Annotated in this window: 15 protein-coding genes, 2 tRNA genes and 1 pseudogene; 9 read left to right on the top strand and 9 right to left on the bottom strand. The window is 61.2% G+C overall.

The features are described 5' to 3' along the window. The first annotated feature begins 136 nt into the window (after positions 1–136). Entirely contained in the window at positions 137–886 is a 750-nt protein-coding gene (locus tag ACVIIW_RS14730) for a hypothetical protein (RefSeq protein WP_456701408.1), read from the top strand. Positions 887–1,059: 173 nt separating this feature from the next. Here ACVIIW_RS14730 and ACVIIW_RS14725 read toward each other — a convergent pair whose 3' ends face one another. Both ACVIIW_RS14725 and ACVIIW_RS14720 read right to left on the bottom strand, forming a co-directional pair. Next, positions 1,060–1,545 (bottom strand): restriction endonuclease, encoded by a 486-nt coding sequence (locus ACVIIW_RS14725; RefSeq protein WP_456701407.1) that lies wholly within the window; start codon positions 1,543–1,545, stop codon positions 1,060–1,062. 154 nt (positions 1,546–1,699) lie between these two features. Beyond that, positions 1,700–2,320, bottom strand: a complete 621-nt coding sequence (locus ACVIIW_RS14720) for a recombinase family protein (RefSeq protein ID WP_456701406.1) — start codon at positions 2,318–2,320, stop codon at positions 1,700–1,702. Between the two features lie 267 nt (positions 2,321–2,587). On the opposite strand from ACVIIW_RS14720, the gene ACVIIW_RS14715 reads away from it, so the two are divergent. Beyond that, positions 2,588–2,983 carry a hypothetical protein gene (locus tag ACVIIW_RS14715; RefSeq protein WP_456701405.1) on the top strand — a complete coding sequence of 132 codons (396 nt, stop codon included), beginning with the start codon at positions 2,588–2,590 and terminating at the stop codon, positions 2,981–2,983. Here ACVIIW_RS14715 and ACVIIW_RS14710 read toward each other — a convergent pair. The 3 genes and pseudogenes from ACVIIW_RS14710 to ACVIIW_RS14700 form a co-directional block, all read right to left on the bottom strand. Beyond that, positions 2,973–3,920, bottom strand: a pseudogene (locus ACVIIW_RS14710) (IS630 family transposase). The gene ACVIIW_RS14715 and the pseudogene ACVIIW_RS14710 sit on opposite strands and share 11 nt — an antisense overlap. A gap of 1,208 nt (positions 3,921–5,128) precedes the next feature. After that, the gene (locus ACVIIW_RS14705) at positions 5,129–5,605 is read right to left on the bottom strand and encodes a hypothetical protein (protein WP_456701404.1); all 477 of its coding nucleotides are present in this window, start codon (positions 5,603–5,605) and stop codon (positions 5,129–5,131) included. Between the two features lie 134 nt (positions 5,606–5,739). Next, positions 5,740–6,141 carry a hypothetical protein gene (locus ACVIIW_RS14700; RefSeq protein WP_456701403.1) on the bottom strand — a complete coding sequence of 134 codons (402 nt, stop codon included), beginning with the start codon at positions 6,139–6,141 and terminating at the stop codon, positions 5,740–5,742. Positions 6,142–6,381: 240 nt separating this feature from the next. On the opposite strand from ACVIIW_RS14700, the gene ACVIIW_RS14695 reads away from it, so the two are divergent. The 3 genes from ACVIIW_RS14695 (at position 6,382) to ACVIIW_RS14685 (ending at position 9,554) form a co-directional block, all read left to right on the top strand. Further along, the gene (locus tag ACVIIW_RS14695) at positions 6,382–6,666 is read left to right on the top strand and encodes a hypothetical protein (protein WP_456701402.1); all 285 of its coding nucleotides are present in this window, start codon (positions 6,382–6,384) and stop codon (positions 6,664–6,666) included. A 758-nt stretch (positions 6,667–7,424) separates the two neighbouring features. Continuing rightward, positions 7,425–7,509: transfer RNA gene (locus tag ACVIIW_RS14690), tRNA-Thr, on the top strand. A 386-nt stretch (positions 7,510–7,895) separates the two neighbouring features. Then, complete coding sequence (locus ACVIIW_RS14685; RefSeq protein WP_456705156.1) at positions 7,896–9,554, top strand: recombinase family protein; 1,659 nt, start codon at positions 7,896–7,898, stop codon at positions 9,552–9,554. Here ACVIIW_RS14685 and ACVIIW_RS14680 read toward each other — a convergent pair. From ACVIIW_RS14680 to mnmA, 4 genes are all read right to left on the bottom strand, one after another. After that, a tRNA-Met gene (locus ACVIIW_RS14680) sits at positions 9,511–9,587 on the bottom strand. The genes ACVIIW_RS14685 and ACVIIW_RS14680 overlap by 44 nt on opposite strands. 258 nt (positions 9,588–9,845) lie before the next feature. Then, complete coding sequence (locus ACVIIW_RS14675) at positions 9,846–10,208, bottom strand: hypothetical protein (protein ID WP_456701401.1); 363 nt, start codon at positions 10,206–10,208, stop codon at positions 9,846–9,848. 46 nt (positions 10,209–10,254) lie between these two features. Next, entirely contained in the window at positions 10,255–10,893 is a 639-nt protein-coding gene (locus tag ACVIIW_RS14670) for a class I SAM-dependent methyltransferase (RefSeq protein WP_456701400.1), read from the bottom strand. Between the two features lie 20 nt (positions 10,894–10,913). Then, positions 10,914–12,095, bottom strand: coding sequence for a tRNA 2-thiouridine(34) synthase MnmA (gene mnmA, locus ACVIIW_RS14665; RefSeq protein WP_456701399.1), 1,182 nt, complete (start codon positions 12,093–12,095; stop codon positions 10,914–10,916). 348 nt (positions 12,096–12,443) lie between these two features. Between mnmA and ACVIIW_RS14660 the strand changes: the two genes are divergently transcribed. The 4 genes from ACVIIW_RS14660 to fliF all read left to right on the top strand — a co-directional run bounded on the left by ACVIIW_RS14660 (position 12,444) and on the right by fliF (position 17,156). Then, positions 12,444–14,066 carry a flagellar hook-length control protein FliK gene (locus tag ACVIIW_RS14660; RefSeq protein ID WP_456701398.1) on the top strand — a complete coding sequence of 541 codons (1,623 nt, stop codon included), beginning with the start codon at positions 12,444–12,446 and terminating at the stop codon, positions 14,064–14,066. Between the two features lie 13 nt (positions 14,067–14,079). Further along, positions 14,080–14,802: a flagellar hook assembly protein FlgD gene (locus ACVIIW_RS14655; protein ID WP_456701397.1), complete on the top strand. Its 723-nt coding sequence runs from the start codon at positions 14,080–14,082 to the stop codon at positions 14,800–14,802. A gap of 272 nt (positions 14,803–15,074) precedes the next feature. Next, positions 15,075–15,350, top strand: coding sequence for a CtrA inhibitor SciP (sciP, locus tag ACVIIW_RS14650; protein ID WP_002714638.1), 276 nt, complete (start codon positions 15,075–15,077; stop codon positions 15,348–15,350). Positions 15,351–15,542: 192 nt separating this feature from the next. After that, complete coding sequence (gene fliF, locus ACVIIW_RS14645) at positions 15,543–17,156, top strand: flagellar basal-body MS-ring/collar protein FliF (protein WP_456701396.1); 1,614 nt, start codon at positions 15,543–15,545, stop codon at positions 17,154–17,156. Positions 17,157–17,159 lie beyond the last annotated feature (3 nt).

Raw genomic sequence — 17,159 nt, 5'->3', positions numbered from 1 at the left:
AGGAAGCCGATCAAGGTCTGATCGTTTTTTCTTCGGTCCGGTGCAGACGTTGCTCTTTCGGGCTACCACCACATGGCGTGCTTGCGCTCCGAGACCCTTACTCGACTCTTGGGTGTGCGCGCGACATCATAGCTACATGAAAAAGCGCACCATCCTTCTGCCAATGGTCGCCGTCATTGTGGGCATGATGTGCGCCGTGGTTGGCTTGCTCTGGATGGCCGATGCCTGGGGTCCCCTAAAGGCCGGCGAGAGTGAGCGTTGCGACACTCAACTCCCGCAGTGGCTTGGCTGCGTTTTGAGCAGACACGGCGAGCTTGCCGGTGGCCTCATCGGAGCCGCTGGGGCAATCATAGCGGGAATGATGGCGTGGCTCGCGGCGATGAAAACAATCGACGACAACCGCGCAAGGGAATTGCGCGCCTTGGAAGTTGCTCACCTGCGAATTGGTACTATCGCTGACTGCTTCAACGAAGTTTGGCGCGTTGAGGAAAAAATGCAGCAGGGTGGCGACCTTGAGCGAGGGACACGGTTGATCTTCAGTCTTCTTCCGCTCGACGATTCCCGTGTGTGGGATGAGTGGATCAAACAGCTTAAAGACCTGTCGATGTCAGATGAGTTCGACGCCAAGCGCAAAATCGACCTCAAAGAGTTGGCCGAAACAGTGGAGACGGTCAGAAGCTATATTCCTATCGGACGGAATCCATTAATCGTTGACCCCGCATGGCGCAGGCGCCTTTCGGCTACTCTCAACTACTTCAAACACACTTGTGACAAATTCGATCCCGCCGGCCCCGACTACTTCAAAGGCCGAAAATCGAGTCCCTTGGACGAGCGCGAGGATTGGCAGCACATCGCTGGCCTAGTGAACTCGTTTGTGAAGGAGTAGCGGCGTCGCTCCCGTGTAGCGTTTGCCAAGACCGGCCGCGTGACGGAGGTCTCCAACCGGCGCGATCATCGGACCGCCTCACGTTGAGCCGGAAGATTTCGCAAGTTGCTCCAATCGCTGGAGCAGCATCTTGCCATCGATCAACTCGAGCCTCGACGGCATATGACAAGCAATCAACGGATCCTGTCGTAGACGAGGCGCAAAGTCAGAGGTGGTCGTGAGAAAGCCTTTCGAAGCGGTATCCCCCTGAAGCACGCCATGAGCGCTCGCACATCCTCGGCTGTAACCAAATGATCCGGCTTATAGGCCTTAACCTGGTCAATGACCCGGATACTGCCCAACCCCTTCTTAACGGCAATGATGTCTCGACCATAATCACCCGAATGCGGGGTCAGAGTTACCTCGTCAAACCCAGCCTTCTTGTACGCGCCAGCGATGATTTCTTCCCATTTTCGAGGAGGAATCTGAAAAGCCGCATTCGGATCGGCCCCCAACAATTTGACGATATCGAGCCAGGGCACAGTAACCGCTTCGATCAAGAGCCCTTCTTTGGTCTTGTCGCCGGTGATGACAACCGCCTGCATCACCAGACTGGCGCTCGCTGTTACTGCCCGAACCTCTTCGAGCGTGACGGTCGCGATTGCGGTGGAGACCGCCATAGAGGAGGCTACCGCGTGTACCGTTCTCACCGTCGACCCGCAGCGCGGACAGGGATATCTTGACGGGCGATCGAGATCGTCGGGGACGCCCTCGCCACAACTCGAACAGGTGACTGGAGAACTCATGGGTTCGTGCTTGTCCGGTTTTTCGAAGTTAGGCGGCTTGCTTGATGCGCTTCGCGATCTTCGCCACTGTCGCGCGGCTGCAGCCGGTCATGTTCTGGATTGATCCCCACGATTGGCCAGCGGCAAGCATGTTGGCGATGCCGTCATTTCGGTCCGTATCTTCCGGGCGGCCCTTGTAGCGGCCCTCTGCCTTCGCCTTCGCTTGGCCCTGTTCCTGCCGTCGACGCCGATCAACATAGTCCTTCCGCGCCACGGCCGCGAGCATGTCGAGCAGCATGCCGTTGATCGCCTCAAACATGCGGCCAGTGAACTCGTCACCTGCGTTGGTCGCCATCATCCATGACGTCGGCAGGTCCAGCGCCACGACGCGCACGCGACGCGCGGTCATCTCCGCTTTGAGGCGCTCCCAGTTCTCAGCGGTCAAGCGCGATAGACGGTCGACCTGTTCGACAAGGAGAATGTCGCCCGGGTGTGCATCCGCGAGCAGGCGGAACAGCTCCGGCCGGGCGAGCTTGGCGCCGCTCTCGTTCTCGGCGTACCACGCGGCGATCGTGAGTCCGCGCTCGGTGGCGAAGGACTTAAGCTGGCTCCGCGCTCGGTTCGCATCTTGCTCCGAGGTCGACGCTCTGAGGTAAGCCCGAACGAACATCTCGACCCCTCCGGTTCACTTTGGATGGTTCATATAATATTGGTTCATTTTGAATTTTCAAACTGAATTAGTGAACCAGCGCGGAAATCGAACCACCGGTGCAGCGCTCGGTACTGTCGTAGGACACCGGGAAAATCGATTCAGAACACTGTGAAATTTGCGGGTGCATGAAGCAAAAACGCCGCCCGCTTAAATGTCGCGCGAGCGGCGGCTTTCCAGCCCCCGGGAGGGGGGAAATGGGCAATTCCCCGGTGACGATTAGTCTGCATGACCCATGCCAAGGTTTTGTGTGATGCGGCTCCGCGTCAAGTATTTCAGAGAGACCGGCCCCTAGGCGCGTTTCTGCCGACGAGAGCGGTCGTTCGCAGGCTGGGTTCGGCTCTGCGCTTTAGCCTGCGGGTTCAGCCGCTGCATCCGGACTTGCTCCGAAAACCGGCCTTTCTCATCTTGTCAGCCTCGGCGGAAGACATACAGCTCTTGCCGGAGGGCACGGCGGTCGCGTTTTCCTATTGGGTGAAGTTCTGCAAAGCCACCGCGCTGAAAAGCGCGGCTTCCTGGATACGGAAGCCCAAAACCGTCGACGGCAAGCCGCTCGTTGCTGCCACTGTAGTTCAGCCTGATGGTGAAGCCGAGTTCTTGATGCTAGAGCGTTTCACGTTTTGATGGAAGCGTATCCGGCGTTTTCGAAGTAGTTGCTGCATTCGTTGGGCTGGATGGTTGTGATGAGGCCGCCGATATGGCGGCAAATGTCGTCGATCGTGCGCTTCTGGGCGGAGCGCATCCAGTGCTTGATCTTGGCGAAGGTTTGTTCGATCGGATTGAGGTCGGGGGAGTATGGCGGTAGGTACCAGAGCCTGGCGCCGGCGGCTTTGATCAGGCTGCGCAGGGCAGCCGATTTATGGCTGCCGAGATTGTCCAAGATGACGATGTCACCCGGCTGAAGCTGCGGGACGAGAACCTGCTGGACATAGGCGCGGAAGCATTCGCCGTTGATCGGGCCATCGAACAGGCAGGGTGCGGTGAGACGGTCACAGCGCAATGCGCCAAGGAATGTCAGCGTCCGCCAGTGACCATGTGGCGTGAAGCTGCGCACCCGCTCGCCTTTTGGTCCCCATCCGCGCAGTGGGGCCATATTGGTTTTGATCCAGGTCTCGTCGATAAAGACCAGGCGCCGGGGATCGAGTTTGGCCTGCCATGAGCGCCAGCGCTGGCGTCTACGCGCGATGTCGGAGCGAGCTCGCTCGAGGGCGAGCAGCGTTTTTTTTGAACCGCAGTCCCTCGCGCCGTAGAAACAGCCAAACCGCATTGTGGGAGACCTTGACCCCGCGCGCGAAAAGCTCGTCCTTGAGGGCGTGAAGCGTCAATGCGGCGTCTGACTGATCCGCTCCTTGCTGAAGGCGCGATGTGGCTCAAGCACGGGCTTGCGATGGCCGCCCATCTTTCCGGGCGCTACCGAGCCGCTCGTCCGATAACGCTGCGACCACTTCACAACCGACGAAACCGCAACCCCAAACCGTGTTGCTACCGAGCGGCAGCTCTCGCCCTTTACAACCGCCGCAACCGCACGCTTACGCAGATCATTGGAAATTGGTCGGACCATCGGATGCTGGCCTCCATCCCAGCCAGCATCTTGAATCATATTCGTCTCTGATCCGGAATCCCTTCCGATTCAATAAATTCGTGAACCGCTCTAGCGACACTCGCAATAGCCGTTTGGATCACAATAAAAGTTATCGGGGTTTTGGCACCAGGTCTCGCAATACTGCGGGTTGTCGCATCGACAGTAAGGCGCGAGTGGTGCCTCGTGACACAAATAGTCATCGTCGGACTTATGGAATTTCGGCTTCTTATGTTTGTGAATTGCAACTTTTCCTACCGGCGAAGCATTCGAAATTGAGTAGTCCGCGGCGATTGTTGCTGAAGGGTAGAGAAATGAGAGAAAGGTTAGGGCAACAGCAATTTGCCTCTTCATAAAAGTAGATCTCCCTCTGAACATGATTCGACGTGCACAGGATCGGTCGATCGACATCTTTGCAATTCGTTCGCGCCGGGCGCTACGCCCGTTTACCGATTGGCACAACTTTCCCACCGTCCCGTATCACGAGAGGGACGACAGCGGCCCTGGCGAGGTCGTCCTGGGCCGTTGCTCGCAAGCTCCTGGACGAGCACGACAACAAGCGCAAGGAAGCGGAAGAGGCCTACGTCAAGGCGACCGTGAAGAGCGCGCGCGAACCGCTACATCCGCGTCGTGCCCCGCTGCCTCGCGCTCATCGAGCGCGTGCCCAGCGTTCTGTGCGTCGGACCTCACGCGATCTTTGCCGAGGCTGTCAAAGAGGACCGGAAAGCGCCCGCGACACGCGCTGGCTGATCAGTCCTCCTACGCCACCGCTGGTTTCGCCCGATGAGTAATTCAAACCCTCAGAAAATCGGGCTACTCACGCAACTGTGACTTTTTATTTCAAAGTCCTTCTTCGTCTCAGGGTTCGGCTCTGGCGCGTACTCGACGAAGGGGTGGCCGGCACCAAACAGCGGTTCTCAGGCTTGAGCCAGCGTGCCGGTGCGGCGAGCTGGTGTTGCGGGTGTTGGTGACCGGCGGCCCATCCGTGCGCGGTGGAGGCGGCATGCCAACGCATGAACGCCATATCGCACCCGGCGTTGGAATTGCGCATCACTAGACCGGGACAATCAGAAACACGCCGGGCATCGGCGCGAGATTACCGACCTAGCCGCTGATCACCCGCAACAGGCTGATGATCGCGGCTTGGTTGGTGGTGATGCTGTGAGATTGCACATCAGGACGCTGACTAGTCAGGTCTTGTATGGCGTCGGCCTATATGTCTTGTGGTCGGGATGGGGACTTCCGCTTAGATAAAGGACGGACCCACAGTCGTTGCAAACCATCACGTCACATCTACCGGGGTTCCAAGTCTGGCTCTGCAATATCCCGATGTGCCGGTCACCGAAGCAACTGACGCACACCTCAACGGATGATCCATTTTCCGCCTCTGCTTGCTTGGTGCGGTAAACCCGGATGCCTGGCTCCAGTTCAACAAGCTCGTAATTCGTTTTTTGTGCCTCCCAATCCTCGAAGGTCTTAAGCTTCGCTTCCAGCTCCTGAATTTTTTCTGCCGCTTCGGCGTATCTTGTCTGGGCAGTAAAGATGTGTTCCCAAAGCTCAGATACAGCTTTATTGCGAACGTTTTCATCGTTCATGTCCTTCATTGACTTCGCAATGTTGAACATCGAATTAAACGCGCTCAGACCTGCGAAAACCTCGGCCACCATCCTTTTTCCACCCCTGCTTGTTTGGACCGGTCCGGTATGGACCACTGCCGAAAAATACCACGTCTTCTGCCAAAAGGACTGATGGAAGGCAGCCGATCCACAAAGTTGCAGTGATCAGGGGCTCGTCCTATCGTTCACCCGGCCATCACGTCGACGGCGGATCGCTCGCCGAAAGCTTGTTCGGTCGCATGGCACCAGATGGCTGCGCTTGTACCGATGCCGCGCACCTCTGAGCAGTCCTTGCAGCACATGTGGTTCTCTAGCTCGTAAGCCGGCGTTGAGTTCGGTCGCCGCATCGATGTGCGAATTGCCCAAGGCTTCACGCTCGCACCTTGCACAGCGGTCGCGCAACTGGCATCAATTTGTTTTTGAGGATTTCCGATGCGATTTGCTTTTCTGGTTCCGCTCGCTTTGCTGTCGACCATGCCTTCCCTGGCGAGCGCCGATCCCAACGAAGACTGCTTCAAGACGAAAGCCGACGTGCGCGACCCGCTGATCGACACTTCGCAGGCGCTGTTGAACATGACGGCAGCCATCCGCAAGGTTCTCATTGTTAATGGCTTTCAGGATCTGGCTAGGCCTCATCGCAGGGATCAAGAATGCCGGCAGTGCCTTGTCGGCAGTGGCCTACTTGAACGTGGCGGTGAAGGCGAAACAAAATCCGGGTTACTGTTCCGGATTGACCGAGGATCAGTGCTACGAGCGTTCATTCAAAGAGCTCCAAAACGCTCCAGATGCCGCGAAGTTCTTAACTCAGTTGGACCGGCTGCCCCCAGATGGCCGACGAGTACATCGTCGTTACCGGGAGCACGGCTGTCCAGCACGACCCGAATTTGAGGCGCACGATCTGTCAGGCAGACTACACTTTAAACCTTGCCGCGTTTAGCATGCTTGGAGTTGAGATGAGCCAAAAAGACCTCAAGGTCTTAGAGGATATTCAAAGAGTGCAAGGGGGCGCGGGACTGGTTTCCGGCCAGAAGGTCTACTCGCGCAGATCCTATAGCGTGCAGCCTGACGGCAATGGCGGAATGACCATTTCGCTCATAAGCGATCAGCGCTGATCACTGTTCCTAATAAATGGGGGGACAGACGAATAGGCCGCAGGGCAGCTCGGCATCAGACGCGCACGGCTCTTCGGAATCTCGTTATCGCGCGTACTCGTACAATTCAGGCTCACCAGAGGGCTCCAGCCCCAAGTCAAGATGTGCGTTGAACTGAGGAGCCGCCCCCGATGCCTGACAGGAAGCGTCTTGGATTGAATAGCCCAACGGACTTGTTGGCGAAACTTCATTGGGAAATCGGTCAACTTGGTCTTCCTATAGACGAGGAGGCTATCGCGTCCTACCGGGCGTTCAATTGCGCAGTGACGGCCTGGAGCATTGCGACTGGGTCTGGAGTGTGGCTGCCCCTGACTTACGCGAGCGATTTCGAACGGAAAGTCCAAACTCGAGTGCCATGGTTCGGAGCCTCTTGCCTCCCTGCTGAGAAAGCAAAGCCGTGAACTCGCCATTTGTCAGCAGTGAGCAAACGGGTCGAAGCACTTTGTCCTCGACAAACACATCGACGAGGCTGTTTCCTCCTACAGGACCGCCAGCGTATCGCTCTATCTTTCAGACGACGGAAGGGGACGTTCGGTAACCTCCTTGAGAGGGTAAGGTCGATCCGCTGATGGTCATGCGATGGGATACCTTGCGGAGGTCGGCCCGGCTCGTCTGCATGAGCAGCCCTCACAGCACCAGTTTCGCAGCAGAAACGATCGGGGCGAGGCGGAACGAACGAGACCACAGTCGTTATCCGCCGCTCATAACGGTCTAGTTGCAGGTTAATTCGGGTCGAACTAGCAACGAGGTCGCACTCTGTTAGTGACGGCTGAAACAGGGGTTCGATTCCCCTAGGGAGCGCCAGTGATTTCAACAACTTACTGACGCGCCCGGTGGTGCCGGTTTGTCGGCCCACCATCTGCTACGTGCCAGAGAGCTGATGTAGTCCTGCTTAGCAGCACGCACTCGGCGGTGAGGGCCTTCTGAACTCTATCTCATTTTCGTCGCCGCGGTATCCAATTACACGACGAGCTCATAGCGGCCATTCGGTTTATGCACCGCACAAGTATGATGCTCTGGATGAACACGGACTGGCGCCAGCGCAGGTGCGTGCACCTCGTTGGGCTGGCAAATCACCTAGAATTCGACCGTGCGTGAAGCGCCTCGCGAATTGTCCTTGCAGACGAAACCAGACAAGGCGATCTTACGCCTTGCACGCGTACTTGCTCGTCTGGCGGCAAGGGAAGATCATGAAAGAGAGCTTGCCGATCGAAGAGACAAGGAAGAGAGCGACGATCTACGCTCGATTTTCAACCGATCTTCAGAACGAGCGTTCGATTGAAGATCAACTTTCACTTTGTCAAAGCTATGCAGAGCGCGAAGGCTTAACGGTTGTCAGCACCCATGAAGATCGGGCTCGCTCAGGTGGCTCTGTCATGGGCCGCGAAGGCCTTCTGCGGATGTTAGACCGAGCGCGGGAGAGATCATTTGACGTAGTAATCGTCGAAGCGCTCGATCGCCTCTCTCGCGACATGGAAGATCTCGCAGGTATTCACAAACGATTATCTTTTCTCGGCATCGAGATCCGGGCAGTCCACGAAGGCGTCGTGAACACCGTGCTAGTCGGTCTTCGCGGCCTGGTCGGACAACTCTATCGCGAGGACAACGCGCACAAGGTGCGGCGTGGCCAAGCAGGTCGGGTCAGGCAGGGTTTGGCGGGAGGTGGTCTAACATACGGATACGCTGCGGTCGCTGGAAAGAGTGGCGAACGAGTCATCGTCGAGGCCGAGGCACAAGTGATCCGGCGCATCTTCCAGGAATACGTGGACGGTCGGACACCTCGCGAAATCGCGCACGATCTCAACAAGGAGAGGGTATCACCTCCGCGAGGGCGGACATGGAATGCCTCAACTATCAATGGCAATCTCGAGAGGGGAGCCGGCATTCTGCAAAACGAGCTTTATGTAGGGCGCCTCGTTTGGAACAAAGTCAGGATGGTGAAAGATCCCGACTCGGGAAAGCGCCTTTCACGACCAAATCCAAAGACTGACTGGCAGGTGGCTGAAGTGCCGCATCTTGCAATTGTCAATCGAGAGCTATTCCGATCTGCTCAGCAGCGCAAAGCGGATCGCGGTCACACCCACCCCAGCCATCAACGCCGGCCTCGTCGGATGCTATCTGGCCTGCTCCGTTGCGGCTCGTGCGGCTCGGGCATGGCGACCAATGGTCGCGACAAATCAGGGCGCGTTCGCGTTCGCTGCTCGACGGCGACTGAGAGCGGCACGTGTCCAGACGCCAAGACTTTTTATTTGGACGCCGTCGAGAGCGCGGTCCTCAACGGTCTAAAGGCCGAATTGCGTGCGCCGAAGGTTATCTCGGAATACGTACGCACGTATCTTGAGGAGCGGAAGCGCCTCGCGGCCACCTCACATGCGAAACGGCAGCGCCTTGAGCAGCAGCTTGGGCAACTAAACCGGGAAATCGAACGACTGGTGGATGCGATCGCGAAAGGACATGGCGATCCATCCGTTCTCGGACCGCGATCGACTGCCTTAGATGCCGAACGAAAGCGGATATCTGAGGAGTTGCAGAGTGAACCACCCGCCGTGAAGGAAGTCGCGCTGCATCCGGCCATCCTCAAACGATATGAGGAGCAACTCGGTCGGCTTGAAGAAGCACTGGGTAAAGGTGTCAGTGCGGGCGACGCAGAGGCCGCAGAAGCCATTAGGGACTTGGTCGAGACGATCACTGTGTTCCGCGATCCAGGCCGCCCAGGTGGTGTAGCCGTGGAGATAGCAGGCCGGCTAAACGCCCTGCTCGGGGAAAAGGACTATCCAAACCAAGTCAAAGGAGTGTGGGGAAAGGTGGTAGCGGGGGAGGGACTCGAACCCCCGACCCCAGGATTATGATTCCCGTGCTCTAACCAGCTGAGCTACCCCGCCACAGGGTCGCGAACGGCTGAACAGCCGATCTCGCGAACGCGCGGCATATAAGGAAGGGGGCGGTGGGAAGTCAATCCGCCTTCGCTAAAGCTTTGGCGGGACAAGGCGGTTGAGGGTGGAAAAGGGCCGATTTCGGCGGCGGACTCGCCCGTTTTCGGACGCCGGACTCGCGGAGAGGCCCCTCACCCGACATTCGCGCTGCGCGCGGATTCCGGCCTCTCCCCGGCGGGGAGAGGCGAAGCAGGGCGACGAACTACGCTATTTCGGCTTGATCGTGGGGTCGCCGCCGGGGCTGCCGGGGGGCGGGATGACAGGCATGCTGCCGTCGGTGCTCGGCGCGGGGGCGTGCATTTCGGGGTCGACGCCGGATGGCGGGCAGAGCACGCCGTCGGATTTGGCCAGCTTGTCGCCGAGCGGTTCCCGGGCTTGACCCGTCGTGGTGCCGTCAGGCGCGGTGGCGCGGTTCGGGCGGTCCTGCGGAGCGCAGTCCGCCGTGTGCTGCGGGGATGGCGGCGCGGTCGCTTGCGGCGGCGTCGCCGGGGCGGGCGGGGCCTGCGCGATCGCCGCGCCGGAGGCTGCGATCACGAGGCTGGCCAGGATGATTGATGATGTCGTGCGCATGGGAAGGAAACGCGCGGAACCCGCGCCCCGTTCCCCCGGCCGAACATTACGATTTATGGTAGCGGATCAGCGAGAAATGGCCCATCGGCGGCATGGGGCGGCGCTCGGCGAGCGTAATGCCGCCGTGCTTGGCGGCCCAGTTGACGAGACGGGCCCACGGGAATTCCGGACGCCAGCCGAGACGGCGCGCCAAGGGCGCAAAGGCGAGCTCGGAGAGTTTGCGCAGCCCTTTTTCGGCGCCGATGTGGTTGACCAGGATCAGTTCTCCGCCCGGCTTGAGCACGCGCACGAACTCGTCGAGCGTGCCTTCGGGATCGGGCACCGCAGTGATGACATATTGCGCGACCACCGCGTCGAAGGAGGCGTCGGGGAAGGCGAGGTTCTTCGCGTCCATCACCGAGAGCACTTCGACATTGGAGAGGCGAAGCGCGCGCACGCGTTGTTGCGCCTTGCGCAGCATGGGCTCGGAAATATCGACGCCGCAGATTTTCGTGGTGCGCGAATAATCCGACAGCGACAAGCCGGTGCCGACGCCGACGTCGAGGACGCGGCCGCCGATGCGGTCGGCCTCGGCGATGGTCGACTGCCTGCCAGCATCGAACACTTTGCCGAACACGAGATCATAGACCGGCGCCCAGCGGCCATAGGCCTTCTCGACCCCGGCCCGCGAGATGTCTGCTGCCATGCCCCTGCCCCGGAAATTTCCTAGCCGCGGACCGCCTCGACGAGCGGCCTCGCCGTGCTCGTAGCCACCTTCGCGGCGGCGCTCTGAATGAACCCGCCGCCGAGCACGCGCGCCTGCCCTGACGGTGCGTCGTAGAACACGCAGGCCTGGCCGGGCGAGACGCCCTCTTCGCCGGCGACAAGCTCGACCTCGTAATGGCCGTCGGCGCCGCGCAGCCAGGCTGGCTGGGGCGCACGCGTGGAACGCACGCGCACGAACAGCTCGAGACCAGACCCGATGGCGCGGTCGATGTCGCCGCCGCCAATCCAGTTGACGTCGCGCAAAGCGATGCGGTGCATCTTCAGCGCATCGCGCGGGCCGACCATGACGCGGCGGTTGGCCGCGTCGAGCCGCACCACGAAAAGCGGCGCGGCGGCCGCGATGCCGAGACCGCGGCGCTGGCCGATGGTGAAATTGGCGATGCCGTGATGCTGGCCGAGCACGCGGCCGTCGAGATCGACGATGTCGCCGCTTTCCATCGCGTTCGGACGCAGACGGGTGATGATGTCGGTGTAGCGCCCCGTCGGCACGAAGCAGATGTCCTGGCTGTCGTGCTTGTCGGCGACGCTAAGGCCGAAGCGGCGCGCGAGCTCGCGCGTCTCCGGCTTGGTCATGTCGCCGAGCGGGAAGCGCAGGAAGTCGAGCTGCTCCTGCGTGGTCGCGAACAGGAAATAGCTCTGGTCGCGGTCGCTGTCGGCGGCACAGACCAGCGCGCGCGACCCATCGTCGCAGCGCCGCGAGGCGACGTAATGACCGGTGGCGAGTGCCTGCGCGCCAAGCTCGCGCGCGGTCTTCAGGAGGTCGCGGAACTTGACCGAGCGGTTGCACTCGATGCAGGGCACCGGCGTCTCGCCGAGCGCGTAAGAATCGGCAAAGTTGTCGATGACGGACTCGCGGAAGCGATCCTCGTAATCGAGCACGTAATGGGGAATGCCGAGCTTGGCCGCGACGTCGCGGGCGTCGTGAATGTCCTGGCCGGCGCAGCAGGCACCCTTGCGGTGAGTGGCCGCGCCGTGGTCATAGAGCTGCAGCGTGATGCCGACGACATCGTAGCCCTCGGCCTTCAACAGCGCAGCCGTCGTCGAGGAGTCGACGCCGCCCGACATGGCAACGACGACCCTGGTATCCTCAGGACGGCCTTCGAGATCCAGACTGTTGAGCATGGGCCTAAGCTGACGTGACGGCGGCGTTTGCCGCGATTGCTGATGCTCTGGACCGGGACGTCAGCGGTCCCCGGGAACCCTTGTTCCCTCGGGGGCACTGGCTTGCCCGGTCGAAAGCGGCTGAGAGCTATCCTTTAATATAGGCGGCATTCCGGTGAAGCAATCATGCCCGCCCGGACGTGAGGGCAATTCTTGCCGGGGGCGGCAGAAATGACGGGGCTGAAAGCCGGCCGGCGGGTCGGCGACTTCCAGTCAAGACATTGATTTTACATCATAAAATCTGAAGATCCCGGACTGGCCCGCTCCTTGCTGACCTTCTGGTCCGAAGCTGTTTTCAAGGGGTCGCCTGTGGTTGGTGTCACGTCAGACGTAGCGGCAAGTGCGCAGGTGTCGAGCGCGCAGCAGAAGCCTGTCCGGCCGCAGAACACCCAGGACACCACGCCCGGCGATTCCTTCGGTTCGCTGATCGATAGCAACACCCAGGCCATCAGCAACAGCGCGCCGCCGTCCTCGACCCAGGACAACGCGCCGCGGCGCAGTGATTCGTCGTCATCCTCCGCGCCGTCGTCATCCTCCTCCTCGTCGAACCGAAACAACACCGCCTCGAACGATCAATCCTCGCAGAGCAAGCCGCGCGACGCCGCGGATTCCGCGCCGCCGGCTAGCAACGCAGCGCCCGTGCCGGCCAAGGCTGACGGGATATCCAAGGGCAAGACCGACGCCACCATCCTCAAGGGCGACAAATCCGACGGCACGAAGGATGCCAAGACCGACGGCACCGAGGGTCTCGCCGCCGCGGTGGACGCCACGGCCGCGGCGCAGACTGCAACGCCGGCAGCGACGCCTGATCCGACCGCCGTTCCCGTTGCCGTGCCCGTCGTTGCCGTTGATCCAAATGCCGCGGCGGCCCAGGCTAATGGCACGGCGTCCTCGCCGCTGACGATCGCGGCTGCCGGCATCGCCGCCAGCACCTCGACCGCAGCGCAGATATCCGGCCTCAAGCTGGATGCGACCGGCAAGGCCACGAAGACCGATGGCAAGACCACCACTGATGGCAAGGCCGCGCTCACCGATGCGGCCGCTACGACGACCGACGCGAGCGCGACCGATGCGACTGTCAACGCCGTGCAGCTGACCGCGGTCGACCAGGGCACGCCAAAAACCTCGTTCAAGGCCGCCGCGACAGCGCAAGGTCAGACCGACGTCTCCAATATCGGCCAGGACACCGGCAAGACCGCGCAGGCGACAACGCCTGCACAAAATCCGGCGGCCGCGACGACGACCATCGCCGCCCATCCGCAAACCGCCAAGCCGCAGCTTGATGCGACGACTGCCGATGGCAAGCCCGCCGCCACCGACAGCAAGGCGGATGCCACCCCGGCCGCATCCATCACGCACGTCCATGCCGATACGCAAGCGGTTGCTGCCACGACCGATGCCAGCACTCAGGCCGCCAACGCCGTGCAGGCGCCGCTGACCACCACGACGTCGGCCGCCACCGCCTCGACCGCGACACTCACCGCGACCGCGGCCAATGCGAATGCCGTGCCGATCAGCGGCATCCCGGTCGAGATCGCGGCCGCCGCGCGCTCCGGAAAAACCCGCTTCGACATCAGCCTCGATCCGGTCGATCTCGGCCGTATCGACGTCCGCATCAATGTCGACCGCAACGGCCAGGTCACCTCGCATCTCACGGTCGAGAAGCCGGAGACGCTTCAGATGCTGCGGCAGGACGCACCACAATTGCAGCGCGCGCTCGACGATGCAGGCCTCAAGACCGGCAGCAGCGGGCTCTCCTTCAGCCTGCGCGACCAGAATTCATCGGGCCAGAACACCGGCCAGAACAACGACAACTCTGGCAATTCCCGCCGGCTGATCATCAGCGAGGACGATCAGGCGCCAGCCGCGCCCGTCAGCCGCAGTTATGGCCGCATGCTCGGATCGAGCAGCGGCGTCGATATCAGAGTGTGAGGAGTATCAGGCCATGACCACCACGAATGCCGCCACCGCGCCATCAGTCGTCTCCGGCACGACGCAGACCTCGTCATCCTCCTCGTCCTCGTCGAGCGCGAGCCTGAGCTCGTCCACGGGCGCGACGCTCGCCGGCAACTTCCAGACCTTCCTGACGCTGCTGACCACGCAGCTGCAGAACCAGAACCCGCTCGATCCGCTCGACACCAACCAGTTCACCCAGCAACTTGTGCAGTTCGCCGGCGTCGAGCAACAGCTCAAGACCAATGATTCGCTGTCGCAGCTCGTGACCCTGCAGCAGACCACGCAGGCAACCCAGGCACTGGATTTTGTCGGCAAGAGCGCGGTGGTCGACGGCACCACCGCGACCATGTCGCAGTCCTCGGCGACCTGGCATCTCAACGTGCCCTCCAGCGCCACGGTCAGTATCTCCATCGCCAATTCCACCGGCCAGACCGTCTTCAACGGCCAATATTCCGCCGGTGCCGGCGCAGACATTCCCTTCACCTGGAACGGCCAGGGCAACGACGGCACGCAATGGCCCGATGGCAAGTACACGATCACGGCGACCGGCAAGGACGCCTCCGGCAACACTGTCGGCGTCGCCGCCCAGGTGCAGGGCACGGTGTCATCAGTCGACCTGACCCAGTCGCCGCCTTTGCTCACCATCGACGGCAACAGCTATACGCTGAGCCAGGTGAAGAGCGTCGTCGCGAGCACGAGCACCAGCAACTAAGCCGGCGCCCGCGCATTGAAGTACGGTCCGTGGCGTTCGCCGGGACCACATTTGAAGGCCTCTGCGACGTCCACGCAGCTCTCGTCAGTTAGTAAAGTATTTACCCAGACCCCGCCCGGCCGGTTGAAATCTTGTTTTCAGCCCGCCGGGCCAGCGTCGCTCCAGCCAGTTTCAACGAGAATTGTATTGAAGCCTTAGGCTTAGCGGATTTTTAAGCCGGCCGGCGTAGGGTTCCTGAGTGAGTTCAGTGGTTGAGAGTTTGTGAGTACGCCATGACAGAACCCCATCGCCCGAGGGTAAAATACGTCATCGGGCCGGACGGCAGTCCGCTGACGATTGCAGATCTGCCCGCACCCGGCACCAAACGCTGGGTCATCCGCCGCAAAGCCGAAGTCGTAGCCGCGGTTCGCGGCGGACTTCTCTCGCTGGAGGAGGCCTGCAGCCGTTACACCCTGACGGTCGACGAATTCCTATCCTGGCAGTTTTCCATCGACCAGCATGGTCTGGCGGGTCTTCGCACCACCCGCATTCAGCAATATCGCCAGTAAGCAATCCGGAAATCTGCTGCCTTTGACGAAAATCGGCCCCGCTTTGCGAGGCCGATTTTTTTCATGTTTGCTTCTGGCGCGACTTTTGTCCGAGCTCTTAATGTTCGTTAACCATATCGAAACCATCACCTAGGCAATAATTGCCCAGTCGGCCGCTCTTGGGTTGCGGGTCGAATCTGTCGGGGCGGTTGCTTGCAGGGTCTTGCGGACTTTTTAAAAGGTATCGGCGCCGCCCGCTTCGGGGCGATGATCGCGGTCACCGCCGCCCTCATCGGCTTCTTTGCGTTCGTCATCATGCGGGTCACCACGCCGCAGATGACGACGCTGTTCACCGACCTCAGCATGGAGGATTCCTCCAGCATTATCAAAGACCTGGAACGCCAGGGCATTCACTACGAGCTGCGCAATGACGGCACCATCATCATGGTGCCCAAGGACAAGGTCACGCGTCTGCGCATGAAGCTCGCCGAGGGCGGCCTGCCCAAGGGCGGCGGCGTCGGCTACGAGGTCTTCGACAAGTCGGACGCGCTCGGCACGACCTCTTTCGTCCAAAACATCAATCATCTGCGCGCGCTGGAGGGCGAACTCGCCCGCACCATCAGGGCCATCGACCGGATCCAGGCCGCCCGCGTCCACCTCGTGCTGCCCGAGCGCCCGCTATTCGCGCGCGACGCGCCGGAGCCGTCGGCCTCGATCGTGGTCGGGGTTCGCGGCGCGCTCGAAGCCCAGCAGATCCGCGCCATCCGCCACCTCGTCGCATCCGCTGTCAACGGTCTGAAGCCGCAGCGGGTCTCGATCGTCGATGAAGCCGGCCAGCTGCTCGCCGACGGCGCCGCGACCGATCCGGAGCAGGCCGCAGGCGACGACCGGCGCATCGCCTTCGAGAAGCGGCTGCGCAAGGAGGTCGAGGACATCGTCTCCTCCGTAGTCGGCTCCGGCCGCGCCCGGGTCCAGCTCTCCGCCGATTTCGACTTCAACAAGATTACCCAGACCTCGGACAAGTACGATCCTGAAGGCCGCGTGCTGCGCTCGACCCAGACCCGCGAAGAGCAGAGCATGACGGCCGACAATAACGGCCAGGTCACGGTCAACAACGAGCTTCCCGGTCAGCAGCAGAACAGCGGCCCGGCCGCCAAGGACCAGAGCAAGAAGACCGAAGAGACCAACAATTACGAGATCTCCCGCACCACCAAGACCGAAGTGACCGAGGCCGGCCGGGTCAACCGCATCTCGGTCGCGGTGCTGGTCGACGGCATCTACACCAAGAACGACAAGGGCGAACTCACCTACACCGACCGCACCAAGGAGCAGCTCGACCGCATCGCCACCCTGGTGCGCTCGGCGATCGGCTTCGACCAGAAGCGCGGCGACCAGGTCGAGGTCGTCAATCTGCGCTTTGCCGACGCCCCCTCCACCGCCCCGATCGTCGAGCCCTCCGGCTTTCTCGGCATGCTGCAATTCACCAAGGACGACGTCATGTACTTCGTCGAGCTCGGCGTGATGATGCTGCTCGGCCTGGTCGTGATGTTCATGGTGATCCGCCCGCTGGTGAAGCGCATCCTCGCCTCCGACGAAGTCGCCGCCGCCATCTCCGGCGTGCTCTCGGGCCCCGCAGCTTCCGAAGAGGCCGCCCCGCCCTCCGGCCAGCCGCTACTGCCGGGCGGCGCCGCCAGCGCCATCGACGTCGCCACCATCCAGGGCCAGGTCCACGCCCAGTCCGTTCATCGCGTCGGCGAGCTCGCCGAACGCAATCCCAACGAAACCGTCGCCATCATCCGGCAATGGCTGACCGAACCCGCGAAATGATCG

The organism is Bradyrhizobium sp. USDA 4449 (genome assembly GCF_054056275.1).
This window is presented reverse-complemented; position numbering and strand designations above follow the sequence as displayed.